This window comes from Rickettsia asembonensis, from assembly GCF_000828125.2.
In the GTDB taxonomy this organism is placed as follows: domain Bacteria; phylum Pseudomonadota; class Alphaproteobacteria; order Rickettsiales; family Rickettsiaceae; genus Rickettsia; species Rickettsia asembonensis.
The window spans coordinates 40,136-59,869 of the sequence record NZ_JWSW01000003.1; the positions used below are offsets into that span (position 1 = coordinate 40,136).

Genomic DNA, 19,734 nt, shown 5'->3' on the forward strand with positions numbered 1-19,734 from the left:
GGCGGTGAGAATGACATACAATTAGTTCAAATAATTTTTGACTAATAGCCAAAGCTTCTCTATTATTTCCCTCAAGCACCCTAATTAAAATATTGGTTATGAAAAAAATTATCGGATTATTTTTTGTAATTATACTTAGTGCAATAAGTACTAGTATCTTAGCGGATGATTATCCAAAAACAGAACGAGAGCAGAAATGGGACGAAGTAGGTTCTATAGCAGGTGAAGAAGGATTAGTTTTTAGACCGGGCAGGGTAAAAAACGAATCTACTAAAGCTGTAGGAGGCTCGGTTAATAAATATCTTTGGCAAGCAGCATTAGAGACTATAAGTTTTGCTCCTCTTGCATCAGCTGACTCAAACGGCGGTGTGATTATTACGGAATGGTATAGCCCACGCTCTAATCCTAATTTTCGATTTAAAATCAATATATTTATCAAAGACGATGTAATAAGCCCTGATTCAATTGAAGTGAAAGTATTTGAAGAAATGCTTAAAAATAAACAATGGGTACTTAATGAAAACACCTCAAATCTTGCTATCACGCTTGAAGATAAAATTTTAAGAAAAGCTAGAGATATATATATTAATAGTGCTAGGTAATATTCCTCTCGGTGTCAAACCGGCATTGCCCGCATGGATTGAAAAACGCATTCGGTGTCATCCCGTAGCTTGACCACGGTATCCAAAAAAAATAAAATAAAGTAAAAAAAAAGGACTGGATACCGTGGTCAAGCCACGGGATGACACTAATAAAGACATAACAAATAAAAAAATATGAATCAAATAGAACAAAAATGGCAACAAATTTGGCACGATGAGAAAGCTTTTGAGGTATCAAACGAGAGTAGCAAGCCAAAATATTACGTACTTGAAATGTTGCCTTATCCTTCCGGTAAAATCCATGTAGGTCACGTACGCAACTATTCTATAGGTGATGTTATTGCAAGGTTTATGACTATGCAAGGTTTTAATGTGCTTCATCCGATGGGCTGGGATGCTTTCGGGCTACCTGCCGAAAATGCCGCAATAAAAAATAATTCTCATCCGAAAGATTGGACTTATTCTAATATTGAGAATATGAAAAAGCAGCTAAAATCTATGGGCTTTTCTTATGATTGGTCTAGAGAGATAAATAGTTGTGATCCGCAGTATTATAAACATGAGCAGAAATTCTTTTTAGAGCTTTATGAGAGAAACCTTGCTTATCAAAAAGAATCGCTTGTTAATTGGGATCCGGTTGATAATACCGTTCTTGCAAATGAGCAAGTTGTAGATGGGCGTGGTTGGCGTTCAGGTGCAATTGTTGAGAAACGTTATTTAAAGCAATGGTTCTTAAAAATCACCGATTATGCCGAAGAGTTATTAAATGAAATTCAGAATTTAAAAGAATGGCCTGAAGCCGTTCGCTCTATGCAAGAGAAATGGATAGGTAAATCGATAGGTGCCAACTTTCATTTCAAAATTAAGGATAATGAAGATAATACTATAGAAATATTCTCAACCAAACCTGAAACTATTTTCGGAGCTGGTTTTATAGGAATTGCCTTTAATCATCCGATAATAGAGAAATTAATTTCTAAGACACCTGAAATATTGAGTTTTATAACTAAATGTTCGCATATTACAGGAAGTAGCAAACTAGAAAAGGATGAAAAAGAGGGAGTCTTTACCGGTCTTTATGTCATTCATCCTTTCGATTCAAATATAGTTTTACCGGTTATTATTACGAATTTTGTGTTAATGGATTACGGCACTGGTGCTGTTTTTGGTTGTCCTGCTCATGACGAACGTGACCATGAATTAGCTGTTAAAATGAATTTGCCTATTAAGCAGGTAATTGAAACGGATATTGATGTACAAAAGACCGCTTATACGGAAGATAGAATTTTGGTTAACTCAGATTTTCTAAACGGCTTAACTAGTAATGAAGCAAAACAAAAAGTAATCGATGAATTTGAGAAACTAGGCATAGGTAAACGCAGTGTAAATTATCGTCTAAAAGATTGGGGAATTTCTCGTCAACGTTTTTGGGGATGTCCTATTCCTATGATTCAATGCGAAGCTTGCGGCATAGTTCCCGTACCTTACAAAGACTTACCCGTTACGTTACCTGATGATGTTAGTTTTGACGGTCACGGTAATCCGCTTGATCATCATCCTAGTTGGAAACATGTTAATTGTCCAAAATGCGATAAGTCGGCTATTCGTGAAACTGATACTTTTGATACATTTTTCGAGTCATCTTGGTATTTTACGAGATATTGCAATAGCAATGCTACAGAGATGACCGATAAAAAAGCTTGTGATTATTGGCTACCGGTGGATAAATATATAGGCGGTATAGAACATGCAGTAATGCATCTATTATATGCAAGGTTTTTCACAAAAGTAATGAACGAACAGAATTATGTAAGCGTTCGTAAGCCTTTTAAAGGGCTATTTACTCAAGGGATGGTGCTGCATGCTACTTATAAAGATGAACATAATAATTGGTTATATCCTGAAGAAGTAGTTAAAAAAGGTAATGAATTTTTTCATAAAGAAAGCAATAATAGAGTAGTGCAGGGACGCATTGAAAAGATGAGTAAGTCTAAAAAGAATCTCATCGATCTTGAGACGATGCAAGAGCAATATGGGGCTGATGCTATTAGGCTTTTTGTACTGTCCGATAGTCCGCCTGAGAAAGATCTAGAATGGTCGGCAAGCGGTATTGAAGGCTGCTCACGTTTTATTAATAAGCTTGAGCATATGTTTGAGGCGATAGCTTCTTTAACAGATGATGTGAATAGTGAAATTAACAAGGAACTCAATAGATTAGTGCATTTTACCATAAAGCACGTCGCAGACGATATAAAGCATTTTGCTCTAAATAGAGCAATAGCACGTATGCGTGAGCTTTCTAATGCTATATCCTCTGAAATATCTAAAGATAAGATCGATGTAAAAACGGTAAGGCATAGCTTTAATATTTTAATTCAGCTACTAAACCCGTTCATACCCCATATTACCGAAGAAATTTGGCAGAAGCTCGGCAATAAAGAGTGGTTATATAATTCAGCTTTTCCTGCATTTGATGAATCAATATTAGAGTTAGATACATATATTATGGCAGTGCAGGTTAACGGCAAACTCCGTGATACTTATGAGTTTAAAACTGCCGCAAGTGAAGATGAAATAAAGCAAATTACCGTTAGTCTGCCAAAGGTACAAAAGTTTTTAGAAGGGAAAGAGCCTAAGAAGATTATTCTTGTGCCTCGTAAAATTGTGAATATTATTGTTTGATGTTTTTTTCCGTCATTGCGAGAAGAGGTGCCTGTGTGAATCAAAAAATGTCCTTGATGTCATTCCCGCATAGGCGGGAATCCAGTAACATTTAGTGTCATACCGCGACTTGATCGCGGTATCCAGTCTTTGTTAATTTTTTTCTGTGGACCCCGTGGTCAAGCCACGGGGTGACATAGTAGGTTTTACTGGATTCCCGCCTACGCGGGAATGACATAAACAAGCCATGCAACAAGATCGGACAAGCCACGGTATGACAGTGGGCAAACTGATCCATGCAAGGCAAGCTCGTTCGCAATGCCGAACGTCTGTCATTATTTTTTTAACATGCTAGTATCCCGGCCATAACATCCATTTTAGAGTCAGCACCCGCTAGTTTTTCTTGATGTGATGATGCAACAGTGTCATGATGGAGTGGATTCTCTACAAGGTAATTACAAATATTGTCTACTAATGATTTTACTATATAATTTACTGCCCACCAACAAAATGCGACAACAATATCAATATTTAAAGTACTTTCTTCTTGTTTTAGTAATTTAAAATCGTTAACAGCATTTAAAGTATCTTGTTTTTCCGGTGTTATAACTTCTACTACTCCATAATCTGTTACATCAGGTTTCTCAAAATTATTTTTTATTATATCACTTAGAGTCATTTCTAGTGGAATGTTATCTAAGTCCACTATTTCTTTTTGTGGTTTTTTTATTGGTTTTGTCTGTTTAGTCATATAGATCCACTTTTTAGTGATTAATTATGTAGACTAAGTAATTTAAAAAATCAATTAGCTACTAAGAGGTTAGCTATAGTACTCTACGATTAATGTCATCCCCGCGTGACATTGTTGCGTGTATCAATTCCACCGCTGTCATCCCGTGATTTATTCACGGGATCCAGTTAAAAATACTAATAATTATTAGTATTTTAAGTTATATTTTGGGATCCCGTGGTCAAGCCACGGGATGAAACCGAGTGCGTTTTCTGATACACGCAACAACGCCTTTTCTGCAGCAAAGACATAGAGTCAAAATCATAAGGTACTATATATAGTCTCTTTAAATAGTGTGCAGGATTTTATACTTGAAGTCAATTTATTAAGTTAATAATTTAATCTTTTTATTAACTTATATTAATTTAAATTAATGCATGAAAATATCGATTTCATTCCAACCTATAAGGTCTAAATTAGCTCTTGTCGGTAAAAAGCGTAAAATATCTTGGGCAAGTTCAAGCCTATTTTCTCTAAGTAGCATTTTTTGTAAAATATCTTTTAACTGATGCAAATAAAGCACATCTTTTGCTGCGTATTCTTGTTGTTCCAGAGATAAATTTTTAGCTCCCCAGTAAGAAGATTGTTGTTGTTTGGAAATATTTATGGAAAGTAGCTCCCGACATAAATCCTTAAGACCATGGCTATCAGTATAGGTTCTAACGAGCTTTGAAGATATTTTAGTACAAAAGATATTTTCTAAATCTATACTCAAATATTTTTTTATAGCTGCTAAATCAAATCTAGCAAAATGAAATATCTTGCATCTAGTTTTATCTAACAATAATGCTTTTAAATTAGGAGCAGTATAATCTTGATTTACAAAATGAACAAGATGGGCTTCACCGTTGCCGTTACTAAATTGTAGCAAACAGAGTTTATCTCTATGTAGATTTAACCCCATTGTCTCGGTATCTATAGCAATATCCCCTTCAAGTTCAAAATTATTAGGTAGGTCGTCTTGATAAATTTTAATGTTCATAAATTATGTTCAATTCCTTTTAATCAATAATGTTGTTGTGTGGATCGATTTTCTATTCTCATCCCGTGATTTATTCACGGGATCCAGTTAAAAATACTAATAATTATTAGTATTTTAAGTTATATTTTTGGACCCCGTGGTCAAGCCACGGGGTGACACCGTAGGTTTTACCGGTCTGCCTCCTCGCAATGACGATGTTTACCTTTGACTAGGTGTATCTTTTATTGTAAACACCTGTTCTTTAGGATCTGCTACTCCTAAAACTTTCTTTGCTTGTTCTTCTAACATATCCTTATTTAGCGATTCCGTTCGGAGTAATTTGACGTTATGTTCAAGTTCTACTCTTTCTGCTCGTAAGCCTTTTAGTTCATCATAAGCTTTTTCAAGCTGCCTATTTACTTTTAAATATGCAATAATCCCTTTGTTACCATATATGCAATGAAAAACAAAATATCCAAGCAGTAAAGCTAAAAAGATATTTAAAATTATTTTTTTAGAATGATTATTTAAATGTATTATCATAAATATATCTTCATAAGAAATAATACCGGAGCAGTTAAAATAATACTATCAAATCTATCCAAAACTCCTCCATGACCGGGTATTATATGACCGCTATCTTTAATATTAAATTTTCGCTTAAAATATGAAATAAATAGATCACTTGATTGAGCTATTAATGCTAATATATAACTAATTATAAACAAATAAATTTTATTTGAAAAATAGTAATTTTCAATATGAAAGTTTGGTATAAAACTAACTAATACCGCAACCAAACCTGCTGATAATGTTCCCGTAATCAGACCGCTCCAAGTTTTTTTAGGACTGATTTTTGGAGCAAGTTTTGTTCCTTTAAAAGTTTTGCCGCCAATCATTGCAAAACTATCTACCGACCAAATTATGCAAAAATAAAGCATAATAAGCCATCTATTGGTATCTTCCATACTTAAAAATATCAATAGGCTTATAGGAATCGGAATAATAATTAGACCGATTAATAGATAAAGAATAGAAGAATAGGTCATATTATACCATTCACTTAACATTCCCATACCCACTAATATCATTAGAATATAGAATAAAGTCTTAAACCATAATATAGCTACAACAAATAACGGCACTAAAACTATACCGGACAGGATTCTTAAATATATATTTTGTTTATCTTTTGCCAAATGTTCTTTTCCTTTTTGAGTAATCATTTATAGCTTCTATTATATCATCTTTATTAAAATCGGGCCAATATTTGGGTGAGAAATATAATTCAGCATAAGCTGCTTGCCAAAGCAAGAAATTACTGATGCGATAAACCCCGCCCGGTCTTATTAATAAATCTACATCCGGCATTTCAGGATCATATAAAGCGTGTCCTATATCGCTTTCACTTATTTCTTTTTTACCGCTTGCAATAATTTTTGTGCAGGCATCAACTATTTCTTGACGACTTCCATAACTAAAAGCTATACAAAGCGTTATTTTATTATTATTTTTTGTTAATTCTATAGCATTATTTATTTGTTTTTGCAATGAGCTACTTAATAAATTAAGCCTACCTATTACTTTTATTTTAACGCCGTTTTTATGTAAACTGTTTAATTCATTTTTTAAATAAATACTTAATAATTTTATTAAGAAATCTACCTCCGTGCTTGAACGTTGCCAATTTTCGGAAGAGAAAGTATATAAAGTTATATAAGGTATATTAAGATTAATAAACTCAGGCAGTAATTCACGAATTTTATCGGCACCTAGCTTATGTCCTTCAGATTTTGTTAAGTTATGCCGATCAGCCCAACGAGCATTACCGTCCATTATTATTGCTAAATGTTTTATGTTAGTCATTATTTTATATTTTAGATGTTGCTGCATGGGTCGATTTATGTCATTCCCGCGGGGCATTGTTGCGTGGAACAATTCCACTGTTGTCATCCCGCGAGCTTGTAGCTGGATCCAGTTAAAAATACTAATATATTCGTATTTTTAGTTGTTTTTGGATACCATGGTCAAGCCACGGTATGACATCGAGTGCGTTTTTCAGTCCACGCATAAATGACATCAGTATTCATATTTTAGGTATTTCAATTCTTACCGATAACCCGCCTAAATCCTTGCTATCTTCTAAATAAATAGAGCTTTTATGATCGTTTATTATTTCTTTAGTAATAGCAAGCCCAAGTCCTACGTTACTTGCATTATCAAGCTGTCTTGCTTTATCTGATCTATAAAACGGTTTAAATACAAGGTGTTTTTCCGTATCATCTATACCGATACCGTTATCCTCAATAATTATAGCTACGGTAGATGGATTATCTGTCAAAGATATTTTAATTTTAGTTCCATATTTTATAGCGTTACCGATTAAATTAGACAAGGCTCTTTCAAAAGAATTCGGTTTAATTCGTACTTTTGAATTATCTATATTATTAAGTTTTATAAATTCAATATCTACATGTGACCATTTGTTTAAAAAATGTTCTATCCAAGGTAATAATAAAATTTCTTCAAATTCTTCTGTACTTTCGCCTTTAGCAAAATCTAAATAAGAATTTATCATTTGTTGCATAGTTAATATATCTTGTTTTAATCCTTTAATTTCTTCACTTCCTTCCATCAATTCAAGTTGTAGCTTCATTCTTGTTAAAGGAGTTCTAAGGTCATGCGAAATCATAGCAAGCATAGTGGTTCTTTTAGTAATTTGTTTTTCAATACGGGCTTTCATTTTTAAAAAAGCAAGCCCTGCTTTTCTTATTTCTAAGGCTCCCGAAGGTTTGAAATTTTTACCTTTTAAAACACCTCGACCAAATTTATCCATGCTATCCGCAAGAGTGATTATTGATTTAATTTGATTTTTGGAGAAAATAATAGAAACAGAAAGTAATATAACAGTTAAAGATATAATCCATAAAACAAATATATATACTGTAGGATTAAGTAGTAATTTTGCAGGAAAAGTAATATATAATATTCCATCTTTTAATTCTAAAAATACTTCGATTTTATTTTCTTTATTTAGTTTAACTATATTTTTTTCATGGATTTTTGTAGCTAAAATATTTTTAAATATAGTTAGAGGCTCGCTTAATTTAGGTTGTTTTATAGATAACTTTTTATTAAGCTGAAATTGATAAGATAAATTAAGATAATTTTCCGATAAATGAGTTATCTCTCTTGAATTATTTCTATGTTCTTTAATCAGGGATTCTATTTCATTAATAATAATAGTACTAGTATAATATGAAACATTATACCAATGACGATCGTAAAACAAAAATATAGCAACAATTTGCCCTATTAAAATCGGAATGATTATAATGAACATAAATCGTACAAATAATGTTCTTGGTAATAATTTAGATATAAAGTGCATAGCCCTCATTACGCACGGTTTTTAAATATTTCGGCTCTTTTGGATTATCTTCTAGTTTACTTCTTATTCTTGTAATTTGTACGTCGATAGAACGCATACTAAGCCCGCCCATAATTTTTGAAAGCTCAAAACGACTAGTAGATTTACCGGAATTTTTTATTAATATCTCAAGTAATTTTTGTTCGGTAGAGCTAAGAGATATAATTTGATCGTTCTTAGTGAATTCCTTTGTATCAAAATTATAGAAATTATTGCCGAATTTAATTATATTCGTTTCTTTTTTAAAGTTATTATAATTATTAATTAAATTATTTATCCGAAGTAATAATTCTCTCGGTTCAAAAGGTTTAGTTATATAATCAGAGGCACCGGCTTCAAGTCCTTTAACACGGTCATCGGCTTCCGATAAAGCAGTAAGCATAACTATAGGAATATTATTACCGGCATCCCTTATAGTAGTAGCAAAATCAATTCCTGTTATTTCAGGTAACATAATATCTAAAATAATTAAATCATAATTAGAAGTTTTTAATAGATTTTTAGCTTCTATGACTGAGCTTGCCGTTGATACTAAAAACTCGTTTTTATTTAAAAACTGCTTTAAAAGTGCTAATATTCTGCTATCATCATCAACGATTAAAATATGTGCTTTGTATGTATACATGTATACTCTTTGTAATTTGAAAAATTGGTCTTTTATGTGTCATCCCGTGGCTTGACCACGGGATCTTGTATCACAAACTGAGTCCTGAGATCCCGTGGTCAAGCCACGGGATGACATCTTAAATTATGTCTACTTTAATATAAATATAGGTTAATGACAATGATAAAACTAGAACAAATTTTTTGGCATGTTTGGATTAACGGTGATTTAGTTCCTTATCAATTCGCAAGGATTCATGTTTTAACTCATAGCCTGCATTATTCAGGATCGGTATTTGGGGGTGAGAGAGCTTATAACGGTAAAGTTTTTAAGTTAAAAGAACATACGGAAAGATTAATAAAGTCAGCAGAAGCATTAGGTTTGAAAGTACCTTATAGTGTGGACGAGATAATAAAAGCTCATGAACTTGTAATAAAACAAAATAATATTAAGGATGCATATATAAGACCGCTTATTTGGTGTGGAGACGAATCGCTAAATATTACTAATCCTGATTTGTCTACTAATCTTTTGATTGCCGGTATTCCATCAATGCCAAGGTCTTTTGAGAAAGGTATAAATTTGCATGTAAGCCGCTGGCGTAAAGCAATACCTGATAGCACCCCGGTACAATCTAAATCCGCCGCTCAATATAATATGGCAATAACGAGTAAAAAAGAAGCTAAAGCTCTTGGCTATGATGATGCCTTATTACTTGATTATGAAGGATATATTGCTGAATGCACTACAACAAATATTTTCTTTGTTAAAGATAAAACATTATATACTCCAATTGCCGATAGATTTTTAAACGGTATAACAAGACAGACTATTATTGAAATTGCAAAAGATTTAGGTCTAAAAGTAAAAGAAGAGCGTTTGAAATTAGAGCAAATAGAGAATTTTACCGGATGTTTTGTTACAGGCACGGCAATCGAGGTGCAAAATATTGATTCTATAGATTTAGGCAATAAAAAGATTACTTTCGATGATCATCAAATTGCAGATCGTTTGAAAAAAGAATATGGGCGTATTGTTAGGGAGTAGGAAAAGCGTCATTGCGTGGCTCGATTTTACTATTGTCACCCCGTGGCTTGTCCACGGGGTCTAGTTAAAAATACTAATAATATTAGTATTTTTTAGTTGTTTTCTGGATACCGTGGTCAAGCCACGGGGTGACACCGAACGGATTTTTCAAGACATGCAACAATGCTTATGGTCGCTCGCAATGGCAAATTAATAAAAAAATAAAAAACAATGAACAATATATTTAAAGGTTTAATTACCGCAGCTATAACACCTTTTAAAGATAATAAGTTAGACTTATATGCTTTAGAGAGAATTTTAAAACATCAAATAAAGCATGAAGTCGATGCAGTATTAATTGCAGGCTCAACCGGAGAAGGTAGTAGCTTAAGCTTTGAAGAATATAAGTTATTACTGCAAACTAGCGTAGAAATCGTTAATAAGCGTATTCCTATAATAAGCGGATGTTCATCAAATAATACTGCTTATGCAAGAGAGCTTGCAGCGGAATCTACAAAAATCAAGGTTGATGGTTTTATGGCTAGTCCGCCATCTTATGTAAAACCTATTCATGAAGGGATTTATAAGCATTTTGAAGCATTACATGAAGCGTGTAATCTACCTATTATGTTATATTCAGCTCCAACTAGAAGCGGAGTAGATTTTTCTGATGAGACGATATTGAGACTTAGCGAGCTACCGCGTATCTTAGCATTAAAAGATTGCAGCGTAGATTTAGAACGTCCATTGCGGATTAGAGCAATAGTTAAAAAGGATTTCAACATTTTAACCGGTAACGATGAAGTAGTCTTAGCTTTTAACGCACAAGGTGGGGTAGGGTGGACTTCCGTAGCTTCTAATATTGCTCCTGATATGTGTAAAAAGTTATTGGAGAAATGGAATAAGAATGACACTAAAGGAGCATTAGAAATCCATCAGAAATTACTGCCTTTATATAAAGCATTATTTGTAGAGTCTAATCCGATTCCGATAAAATATGCTGCATATTATTTAGGTTTATGTGAAAATGAAATTAGACTACCATTAACTGAAGCAAGCGATAGTGCTAAAAAACAAATTGAAAACATTATAACATCACTATCCATAAAATTATGACCGAGTATAAGAAAGTTATTGCACAAAATAAGAAAGCCCTTTTTAATTATTTTATTGAAGAAAGATTAGAAGCAGGTATTGTATTAAAGGGTAGTGAAGTACAGTCTTTGCGTCAAGGCAAAGCTTCTATAGAGGAAAGCCATGCGGCAGATACCGGGCATGAGGTATTTTTGTATAACTGCCATATTGCGGAATATGAGAAAGCGAATAGATTTAATCATTCTACTCGTAGACCTCGTAAATTATTGTTGCATACTAAAGAGATAAAGAAAATTATCGGTAGAATTAGAATAAAAGGCTATACGCTAGTAGCTCTTTCTATGTATTTTAATAAAAAAAATAAAGTGAAAGTTGAGCTTGGTATTGCTAAAGGTAAGAAATTACATGATAAAAGAGAATCAATTAAAGAAAAAGATTGGAAAAGAGATCAGAGCAGATTAATAAGACAGAAGTAAGGGATTTTGCTACACCGAATGTCAAGCCGTCTTTGTTACATAGCTCATTTTATGTCATTCCCGCTTTTAGCTAGGAATGACATATCGACATGTAACAATGAAATAAAGTAAAAACAATATAAAAATTAAATATAGGTATTTATGCAGCATATTATAGGTAAAATATTGGTTATATTTGTAGTTGTTATAGGAGTTTTATTTGTTTTCAAAACAATGAAAACTTATTCTACAAATCCGGTTTCCGTTGAGGTTAAACAAAGCGAGGATGCAAGGAAATGTGAAGAGGAAAGAGTCCAAGAAATAATCAAAGATTATTTGCTTAAAACTCCGGAAATAATAATAGAATCAATAGAAGGCTTGCAAAAACGTAAAGTACAGGAAAATGAGACTAAAGTTAATAACTATCTAAAAGATAATAAGTTAGGTATTGAAGATAGCACAATCTTTCCTATTATAGGAAATAAAGACGGTGATATAATAATAATTGCTTTTTATGATTACAATTGTTCTTATTGTAAAAAAGGCGATGTTTCTATAAACGAATTATTGCAAAACGATCCAAAAGTTAAAGTTATATTACGACCGCTACCTATCCTTGGAGATGCTTCCGAATATCTTGTAAGAATAGTTTTAGCCGTTTATAAGGTTAATCCAAGTAAATTTAAAGCTGTTCATGATGAACTAATAAAAATAAGAGATGTTTCTAAGGAATCTATAAAAGAATTATTAACCGAGAATGGCTTAAATGCTACGGAAATTGAAGAAACTGCCGATAGCAATGAGATTAAAGAGTTAATTACTCAAAATATGAAAATAGCTAGAAGCCTTAGAATCCAAGGAGTACCTGCGTATATAATTGATTCAAAATTAATACCCGGGTTAATAGATTTCTCACAGTTACTAAATATAGTTAAAGAAATTAGGGATAATAAGAGTTCTTAAGGAACTTGTAGGGGCTTGGTGTTATTGCATGGCTTGTTTTATGTCATTCCCGCGTAGGCGGGAATCCAGTAAAGTAAAGCTTTTTTAATATGGATCCCTGCTTTCGTGACGATGACATCGAGATTTTTTAAAAAAATGTCCGGTACTATAACCTTAACCACATGGTCCATAAAAACAATAAGAAATACTAATAATTTTAGTATTTTAACTAGATCCCGTGGTCAAGCCACGGGATGACAGAGGTGAAATTGATCCACGCAATAATAGCTCTTCGTATAATGATTAGCCTTTATTCAGTAAATCTAACATAGTTTTACCGATATCGGCAGGGGATCTAGTGATAGTTACGCCGGCACTTTGTAGAGCTTCAAGCTTATCTTCGGCACTTCCTTTCCCTCCGGCAATAATAGCACCGGCATGCCCCATTCTTTTACCGGGAGGTGCTGTAATACCTGCAATAAAGCTAACAATAGGTTTCTTGATTTTCGATTGCTTGATAAACTCGGCTGCATCTTCTTCTGCATTACCGCCAATTTCACCAATCATAATAATTGCTTTTGTTTCATCATCTTTCAAAAACATATCAATACAATCAACAAAATTAGTGCCGTTAACAGGATCACCGCCTATACCGACACATGTAGATTGTCCAAGTCCTACGGCTGTTGTCTGTGCTACTGCTTCATAAGTTAGAGTGCCTGATCTTGAAACAATACCTATCGTTCCTCTTTTATGAATATGCCCAGGCATAATACCGATTTTACATTCACCCGGTGTGATAACTCCAGGGCAGTTAGGACCGATTAATCTAGTTTTAGAACCGACTAAAGCACGTTTTACTTTCACCATATCAAGTACCGGAATTCCTTCCGTTATACATACTACTACTTCGATTTCGGCATCGATTGCTTCTAATATCGAATCAGCGGCAAAGCCGGGCGGAACATATATAACGCTTGCATTTGCACCAGTTTTTGCTTTTGCTTCATGTACGGTATTATATACAGGTAAATCAAGGTGAGTATGACCGCCTTTGCCGGGTGTAACACCGCCAACCATGTTAGTGCCGTAAGCTATCGCTTGTTCAGAGTGAAAAGTTCCTTGTGAACCAGTAAAGCCCTGACAGATAACTTTTGTTTTTTTATTTATTAATATTGCCATGTTAAATAATTTGTTTTATATGTATTATGTTTTTATTTTGTATAATCGTCATTGCGAGGAAATTTACGAAGTAATTTGACGAAGCAATCCAGTAAAAAATTCTGATTTACAGAATTTTTTTAATCTTTTTCTGGATTGCCACGTTGCTTTGCTCCTCGCAATGACGGTTTTGGTATCCACGTAGGCAATACCCACTCGCAATGACGCTTACCTACCTAATAGCCTCGACTATCTTATTTGCAGCATCTGCTAAATCATGGGCCGGTATTATTTCTAAACCGGAATTTGATAAAATTTCTTTCCCTTTTTCAACGTTTGTACCGGCTAAACGAACCACTAACGGTACTTTTATACCTATGTCTTTTGCTGCTGCAATAATCCCTTCCGCTATAATATCACAACGCATAATACCGCCGAAAATATTAACTAGAATTCCTTGTACTTCTTTATCGGATAAAATTATTTTTAAAGCTTCTTTTACACGCTCACGATTAGCCCCACCGCCAACATCTAAGAAATTTGCAGGTGACGCACCGTAAAGCTTAATAATATCCATAGTAGCCATAGCAAGACCGGCACCGTTAACCATACAACCGATATTACCGTCCATTTTTACATAGCTAAGTCCTGCGTTTGCCGCTCTAGTTTCTAAAGGATATTCTTCATCGTGATCACGCATTGCTGTAATATTCGGATGCTTAAATAAGCCATTATCGTCAAAAGTAATTTTTGCATCTAAAGCTAATAAGTTCCCGTCGCTATTTACAATTAACGGGTTGATTTCAATTTGTGCTGCATCGGTTTCAATAAAAGCATTATAGACTGATTTTACTATTTCTTTCATCTGTTTTGCTTGGTTATCCTTAAAGCCTAACTCATAAGCTATGCCTCGCATATGAAAATCTTGTAAACCGGTTGCAGGATCAACAGAAAATTTAACAATTTTTTCCGGAGTTTTTTCTGCTACTTCTTCAATATCAACTCCTCCTTCGGTAGAAGCTATGAAAGTAATACAGCTAGCTGATCTATCAAATACGATACTGAAATAATATTCTTTTAAAATATCACAACCTGATTCAATATAAAGACGGTTTACTTTTTGTCCTTGAGGTCTTGTTTGATGCGTTACTAAATTAATCCCAAACATATCATGGGCAACTTTCTTAGCTTCTTCTTTACTCTTAACAACCTTAACACCGCCTGCTTTACCTCTACCGCCGGCATGTATTTGTGCTTTAACCACGTATACTTCCGTATTTAACTTATCTATGGTTTCATTAATCTTTTCGGTTTTCGTAACAACGAGTCCAGTGGAAGTAGGTACGCCGTATTTTCTTAAAATCTCTTTTGCTTGATATTCATGAATATTCATTTTAAATAATTTATTTAAATAATTAAAGCACAGTATAATAATTAATCTTTAAACTGTAAAGTAGAGAGTTTTTTGTCGATTTGTCATCCCGTGGCTTGTCCACGGGATCCAGTAATTAAAAAATACAAATAAAATAAATTTTAAAGATTAAAAGCTCGATTTATCTTGCTTTATACTGGATCCTGTGGACAAGCCCACGGGATGACATCATTTTACTCATTCCACATCCTCTTAAGTACGTTATCTTTTCTAATAAAATGGTGATATAACGCAGCTAGTATATGCAAAATAATTAAAGCAGTAAATAACAAAGCAACCTTTTTATGGATTTTCTTAAAGATTTTAGCAAATTGTAAATCTTGAGCAAAAGAATTTATAGTAAACAAACCGTAAAAATCAATATGATGATTTGATAGGATGGTCATAAAAAAGCCGCTTATTGGCATTAATAACATTAAAAGATATAGCAAATTTATATTAATATTAGCAGCTTTTTTCTGCCAATTCGGCATATCTTCCGGTAGCAAAACATTAGCGTTATAGAATTTCCATAAAAGCCTTATTATTACTAAAGATAAAACAACTATACCGGTTGCTTCATGTATCCCGTATAGTTGCCATTTTAAAGGAGGCTCTATGAAATTATCCATTGAGAAACCGACAATGAGCATTACTATAACTATAATACTCATGAGCCAGTGAAAAAGTTTTGCAATTAAGCCGTAAGAATTTTCAGTATTTGTAAGTAGCATGATACCCCCAAAATTGGTTGTATTGTCATCCCGTGGCTTGTCCACGGTATCTAGAAAACAACTTGCGAACATGTTAATATTTTTACTGGATCCAGTGGACAAGCCACGGGATGACACCGAGTCGTAGTATAATAGTTTGTTCTTAATTCCCAACCGCCGTATCTATAATCTTTTCTGCCTCTGTACCGCTAATTTTTTCTTTATCATTCAGAATAAGATTAGCATTCTTTAAGTCATCTCCTATTGCTTCCGCTCTTCCTTTTAAAATCTTAGCTAAAAACTGCTCGGCAAGAGCATAATATGAAATTCTATTACCGGGTTTTGCAAAGCCGTGTCCTTCGTCTTTATAAAGTGCATAAACTACCGGTATATGCTTTGCTTTCATTCTATTTACAATCTGTTCTGATTCTGCCTGTACGACTCTCACATCGTGAGCACCTTGGGCTATAAATAAAGGCTTTTTGATATTATCAACAAAATTAATGGGTGATTTTTGTCTTAAAAACTCTTTTTCTTCTTCAGTATCCCAAGGTCCTATACGTGTTTTATATATACTTAACAATGGTGTCATATAAGGAGCTTTAGATTGCACATGAGTTAATAAATTAGACATACCGACAACGTCAACACCACAAGCAAATATGTCAGGGGTCATGGTAAGACCGACGAGTGTAGCATAACCGCCATAACTTCCGCCCATAATACAAACTTTATCAGAATCAACTATATTATTCTTAATAGCCCAGTTAACACCGTCAATTAAATCGGTGTGCATTTTACCGGCATATTCTAAATTACCGGCGTTTAAGAAATCTTTCCCAAAACCGGTAGAACCACGGTAATTTATACTTAAAACTGCGTAACCACGATTCGCAAGCCATTGATGCTCAGGATTGTATCCCCAGCTATCACGAACCCACGGACCGCCGTGAACATTAATTATTAGCGGTACTTTTTTATCAGGAATATTATTTTTATCAAGTTTTACATCATTTGGAAAAGTGATATAGCTAACTAAATCAAGTCCGTCACGTGACTTGATAATTACCGGTATCATCTTAGTAAGATTATATTGCTCAAGTTCTTTGCGATTAGTAAATAAAAATTCGGCTTTTTTATTTGCCCTATCATATTTATAATATTTCACCGGTGCATTATCAGCCATATAAGCAACGATCCAAATTTTATCGTCTAGCGTCCTACTATTAATAATTAAATCACCGAGATCGAGAGCTTGCAAATATTTAATATCATCTTCAATATCTTTATCTAATATTTTATATGAGACTCTATCATAATCTATAGATACTGCTTGCAGAGTTTGCCTTGTGGGATGAACTGTAAATAAGCTGATATCGGCTTTTGAATCTTCAGCTAATATTTCTTCTCTGCCTGTAGCGAGTGTTATCGCCTTAAGGGCTGAAGTATTGCGGTTACGCCCCTCAAGCATATAAAGAATTTCGCCGCTAGCATCAAAACCGAGTATAGAAGTATTGAAAGAATCTTCCATTGAGATTTTAGTATATAATTTAGGTTCGCCGTCTCTTAATTCATAATATTCAACAGCTCCGTCTTTATCTAGTAAACTACCGAATCTTAAATTTAAATTTTCATCAACTACGCAATCAGTAAATCTATCATTTTTATAAATTAATTCTTTTTCTAAAGTATCTAGATTTAACTTATAAATATCAAAATATTCAGGATTACGCTCATTTAAATATATTAATATCTCATTTGGCTTTTTATAACTCACTCCGGCTATACCGGCTTTAACACCTCTTTCAGGAGTAAGTAGTTTTGACTCTTTCGTTTCTATATTATAACTGTAGATTCGGTCATTTTCATCACCGTTAAAATCTTGGGTATATAAAATATTTTTATTATTATAAGCTTTAGCATAAGACCAAATACCACGTCCTTTGTCATTGGTTATAGCTTCTGCTTTACTAATATCATCTGAGGGGGCTAGCCAGATATTTAATACACCGTCTTTCGGTGCAATATATAGAATATATTTGCCGTCGTGGGTTAGAGAAACCCTTGCTTTATCAGGGTTACCGAATAAAACTTTTCTTGGGATTATTTGATTGTTATCCGTTATCGTTTGCTTTTGAAACATAAAAATACCGACTATTATTAATATAGTGCCTATAATATAGAAAATTTTACTCATTACTAATGGTTTGTTATTTAAATTGCGGTTCTTTTTTATGTCATTCCCGCGTGGCATTGTTGCGTAGACCGGTAAAACCCACTGTGTCACCCCGTGGCTTGCTAACTAGGTCCATAAAAACAACAAAAAACACTAATAATTTTAGTATTTTTAACTGGATCCCGTGGTCAAACCACGGGATGACAGAGGTGAAGTTGGTCCACGCAACAACGTCTTTCCGCGGAGGTGGGAATCCATTACTTCAAGGCTTTTTAAAATCTCGATTTATCTCGCTTTATGCTGGATTCCCGCTTCCGCGGGAATGACATAAGGGGTACGGGATGACAAAAACTATACTCTCTCAATATTGCTTAAAAACCAATCAACTTCTTTGGTATTAGCATTACGTGTAAATGTCCATTCTTCTTTTAAATCTTCAATTTTGTCAACTACATTTTTACCTTGAAATAGTAATTTAATAAATATGTTATTACCGAACATGTAAATTTCTGAATATTTTGCACTTAAAGCCGATGAGTCAAAAAAATCACCGTAAGACGGTGTTATTTTTTCAAATTCTTCCAAGTATCTTTTATCTATCAGTTCAGATAATTCTTGAGTATCTTTTTTATAAGCAGCTTCTATAATCATTTGAAAAGCAGTTTTAGCATTATTTATAAATTTAACCGGGTCAAAGGAATAAAGGCGTTTATGTACTTGTTCCATTCCATCTACGACCGCAGTTATATTATGTTCCACTATTATATCTTTAAAAGCTTTAATATCTTGGGCTGTTGGAATATTTTTTTCTTCTTTATTAGATTTAATTGTACTGTAAGTTACGTCCTTAATAATCGGTTCGCCAAAATAAGATTTTTGCTTTGTTTGTTCCTCTTCTGAAGTAGAACCGAGAGTCGTAATTAATTTGTTGATGATGTAAAAGGCAATAACGGCAAAAATTAATAACTCTATTATTTGAGGAGACATTTTCTATTTATTTTTATTAAAAGATTATTCTTATATCTTAATATAAAAAAATAATCTTTTAAAGTTATTTAATAAAAATAAGGATTTATTTTTATTTGAGTTATACTTAAAGTTTAAAAAATAACTAAAATATCTTGATTATTTTAATTATTATGATATTATTGTTTTGTAAATGATGTTTAAACTCCATCATTGCAAAACATTTATAGCCTTTAGTTTATTTATGCTAGGGGGCTGTTGTACTAAAGGCTTAATTTTTAAGCGTTTTTAGTATAACGGATAATTATTGTTTTCAATGATTGAGTTTATTCCCTAGCACCTATCTTTAATTTCCGAATGAACTGGCGAGCCGGCAATTTAATTATATAATGCAAAATAGTAGCTATCGTAACCGAAGTAGCAAATTTAAGCCATAAAGGAGTCGGATAAATCCAGTAATATGCTACAAAAATTCTGTAGTTAAAGCAGAAAGGTATAAAGCATATGAAATTTGACCTAGAAAATATGTTATTGGATTACCAAAAATAAGTTTACTTAATCCTGAATCATTAGATGTTCCAATAATTATTAGATGAGCCGACTGCAGTCCACCAAAGTGTTTCTGCATTAATTATAATAAAAATATAAGCAAAAACAGCAATTCCTACAAATGTAATAATATCATAAATAATATAATTAAGTTTCAAAGATTTTATATATTTTGGAAGTGTTGAGAGATAA

The 19,734-nt window shown here is 33.2% G+C and carries 20 protein-coding genes and 1 pseudogene; 7 read left to right on the plus strand and 14 right to left on the minus strand.

Features of this window, described 5'->3' with window-relative positions:
- The first annotated feature begins 98 nt into the window (after positions 1 to 98).
- Positions 99 to 602: a DUF3576 domain-containing protein gene (locus SB78_RS00745; RefSeq protein WP_008579838.1), complete on the plus strand. Its 504-nt coding sequence runs from the start codon at positions 99 to 101 to the stop codon at positions 600 to 602.
- 174 nt (positions 603 to 776) lie between these two features.
- A complete protein-coding gene (gene leuS, locus SB78_RS00750) occupies positions 777 to 3,284 on the plus strand; it encodes a leucine--tRNA ligase (protein ID WP_041077708.1) in 2,508 nt (835 codons plus the stop codon).
- A 132-nt stretch (positions 3,285 to 3,416) separates the two neighbouring features.
- Here leuS and SB78_RS09850 read toward each other — a convergent pair whose 3' ends face one another.
- The 8 genes from SB78_RS09850 to SB78_RS00785 form a co-directional block, all read right to left on the minus strand.
- On the minus strand, positions 3,417 to 3,599 hold the full coding sequence (locus SB78_RS09850; protein ID WP_199402676.1) for a hypothetical protein: 183 nt from the start codon (positions 3,597 to 3,599) through the stop codon (positions 3,417 to 3,419).
- 7 nt (positions 3,600 to 3,606) lie between these two features.
- On the minus strand, positions 3,607 to 4,014 hold the full coding sequence (locus SB78_RS00755) for a hypothetical protein (RefSeq protein WP_041077710.1): 408 nt from the start codon (positions 4,012 to 4,014) through the stop codon (positions 3,607 to 3,609).
- Positions 4,015 to 4,423: 409 nt separating this feature from the next.
- Positions 4,424 to 5,035 (minus strand): ribonuclease D, encoded by a 612-nt coding sequence (locus SB78_RS00760; protein ID WP_041077713.1) that lies wholly within the window; start codon positions 5,033 to 5,035, stop codon positions 4,424 to 4,426.
- Positions 5,036 to 5,233: 198 nt separating this feature from the next.
- Positions 5,234 to 5,557 (minus strand): FtsB family cell division protein, encoded by a 324-nt coding sequence (locus SB78_RS00765; protein ID WP_011270984.1) that lies wholly within the window; start codon positions 5,555 to 5,557, stop codon positions 5,234 to 5,236.
- Complete coding sequence (locus SB78_RS00770) at positions 5,554 to 6,240, minus strand: phosphatidate cytidylyltransferase (protein WP_041077716.1); 687 nt, start codon at positions 6,238 to 6,240, stop codon at positions 5,554 to 5,556. The genes SB78_RS00765 and SB78_RS00770 overlap by 4 nt, the downstream gene beginning before the upstream one ends.
- Positions 6,200 to 6,907, minus strand: a complete 708-nt coding sequence (gene uppS / locus SB78_RS00775; protein ID WP_199402672.1) for a polyprenyl diphosphate synthase — start codon at positions 6,905 to 6,907, stop codon at positions 6,200 to 6,202. Before uppS ends, SB78_RS00770 begins: the two co-directional genes overlap by 41 nt.
- 193 nt (positions 6,908 to 7,100) lie before the next feature.
- The gene (locus SB78_RS00780) at positions 7,101 to 8,405 is read right to left on the minus strand and encodes a sensor histidine kinase (protein ID WP_041077742.1); all 1,305 of its coding nucleotides are present in this window, start codon (positions 8,403 to 8,405) and stop codon (positions 7,101 to 7,103) included.
- Positions 8,389 to 9,069 carry a response regulator transcription factor gene (locus SB78_RS00785; RefSeq protein WP_041077718.1) on the minus strand — a complete coding sequence of 227 codons (681 nt, stop codon included), beginning with the start codon at positions 9,067 to 9,069 and terminating at the stop codon, positions 8,389 to 8,391. Before SB78_RS00785 ends, SB78_RS00780 begins: the two co-directional genes overlap by 17 nt.
- A gap of 153 nt (positions 9,070 to 9,222) precedes the next feature.
- Here SB78_RS00785 and SB78_RS00790 point away from each other — a divergent pair, with 153 nt between their 5' ends.
- The 4 genes from SB78_RS00790 (at position 9,223) to SB78_RS00805 (ending at position 12,587) form a co-directional block, all read left to right on the plus strand.
- Positions 9,223 to 10,095, plus strand: coding sequence for a branched-chain amino acid transaminase (locus SB78_RS00790; RefSeq protein WP_041077721.1), 873 nt, complete (start codon positions 9,223 to 9,225; stop codon positions 10,093 to 10,095).
- Between the two features lie 210 nt (positions 10,096 to 10,305).
- Positions 10,306 to 11,190, plus strand: a complete 885-nt coding sequence (gene dapA, locus SB78_RS00795; RefSeq protein WP_041077723.1) for a 4-hydroxy-tetrahydrodipicolinate synthase — start codon at positions 10,306 to 10,308, stop codon at positions 11,188 to 11,190.
- On the plus strand, positions 11,187 to 11,645 hold the full coding sequence (gene smpB, locus SB78_RS00800; protein ID WP_011270991.1) for an SsrA-binding protein SmpB: 459 nt from the start codon (positions 11,187 to 11,189) through the stop codon (positions 11,643 to 11,645). Before dapA ends, smpB begins: the two co-directional genes overlap by 4 nt.
- 141 nt (positions 11,646 to 11,786) lie before the next feature.
- Positions 11,787 to 12,587: a DsbA family protein gene (locus SB78_RS00805; protein WP_041077726.1), complete on the plus strand. Its 801-nt coding sequence runs from the start codon at positions 11,787 to 11,789 to the stop codon at positions 12,585 to 12,587.
- A gap of 282 nt (positions 12,588 to 12,869) precedes the next feature.
- Here the strand turns inward: SB78_RS00805 and sucD are convergent, their stop codons facing one another.
- The 4 genes from sucD to SB78_RS00830 all read right to left on the minus strand — a co-directional run bounded on the left by sucD (position 12,870) and on the right by SB78_RS00830 (position 18,048).
- Positions 12,870 to 13,748: a succinate--CoA ligase subunit alpha gene (sucD, locus tag SB78_RS00810; protein ID WP_040257675.1), complete on the minus strand. Its 879-nt coding sequence runs from the start codon at positions 13,746 to 13,748 to the stop codon at positions 12,870 to 12,872.
- Between the two features lie 211 nt (positions 13,749 to 13,959).
- Positions 13,960 to 15,120 (minus strand): ADP-forming succinate--CoA ligase subunit beta, encoded by a 1,161-nt coding sequence (gene sucC / locus SB78_RS00815; RefSeq protein WP_041077730.1) that lies wholly within the window; start codon positions 15,118 to 15,120, stop codon positions 13,960 to 13,962.
- Between the two features lie 212 nt (positions 15,121 to 15,332).
- Positions 15,333 to 15,872, minus strand: coding sequence for a cytochrome b (locus tag SB78_RS07195; protein WP_066027616.1), 540 nt, complete (start codon positions 15,870 to 15,872; stop codon positions 15,333 to 15,335).
- A gap of 142 nt (positions 15,873 to 16,014) precedes the next feature.
- Positions 16,015 to 18,048, minus strand: coding sequence for a S9 family peptidase (locus tag SB78_RS00830; protein WP_041077748.1), 2,034 nt, complete (start codon positions 18,046 to 18,048; stop codon positions 16,015 to 16,017).
- 5 nt (positions 18,049 to 18,053) lie between these two features.
- Here SB78_RS00830 and SB78_RS09860 point away from each other — a divergent pair, with 5 nt between their 5' ends.
- Positions 18,054 to 18,353, plus strand: a complete 300-nt coding sequence (locus SB78_RS09860; protein ID WP_199402678.1) for a hypothetical protein — start codon at positions 18,054 to 18,056, stop codon at positions 18,351 to 18,353.
- A gap of 25 nt (positions 18,354 to 18,378) precedes the next feature.
- Here SB78_RS09860 and SB78_RS00835 read toward each other — a convergent pair whose 3' ends face one another.
- Together SB78_RS00835 and SB78_RS11625 are read right to left on the minus strand one after the other, a co-directional pair.
- Entirely contained in the window at positions 18,379 to 19,014 is a 636-nt protein-coding gene (locus SB78_RS00835; RefSeq protein WP_041077732.1) for a Tim44 domain-containing protein, read from the minus strand.
- A gap of 305 nt (positions 19,015 to 19,319) precedes the next feature.
- Positions 19,320 to 19,709: pseudogene (locus SB78_RS11625) on the minus strand (hypothetical protein).
- Between the last annotated feature and the right edge of the window lie 25 nt (positions 19,710 to 19,734).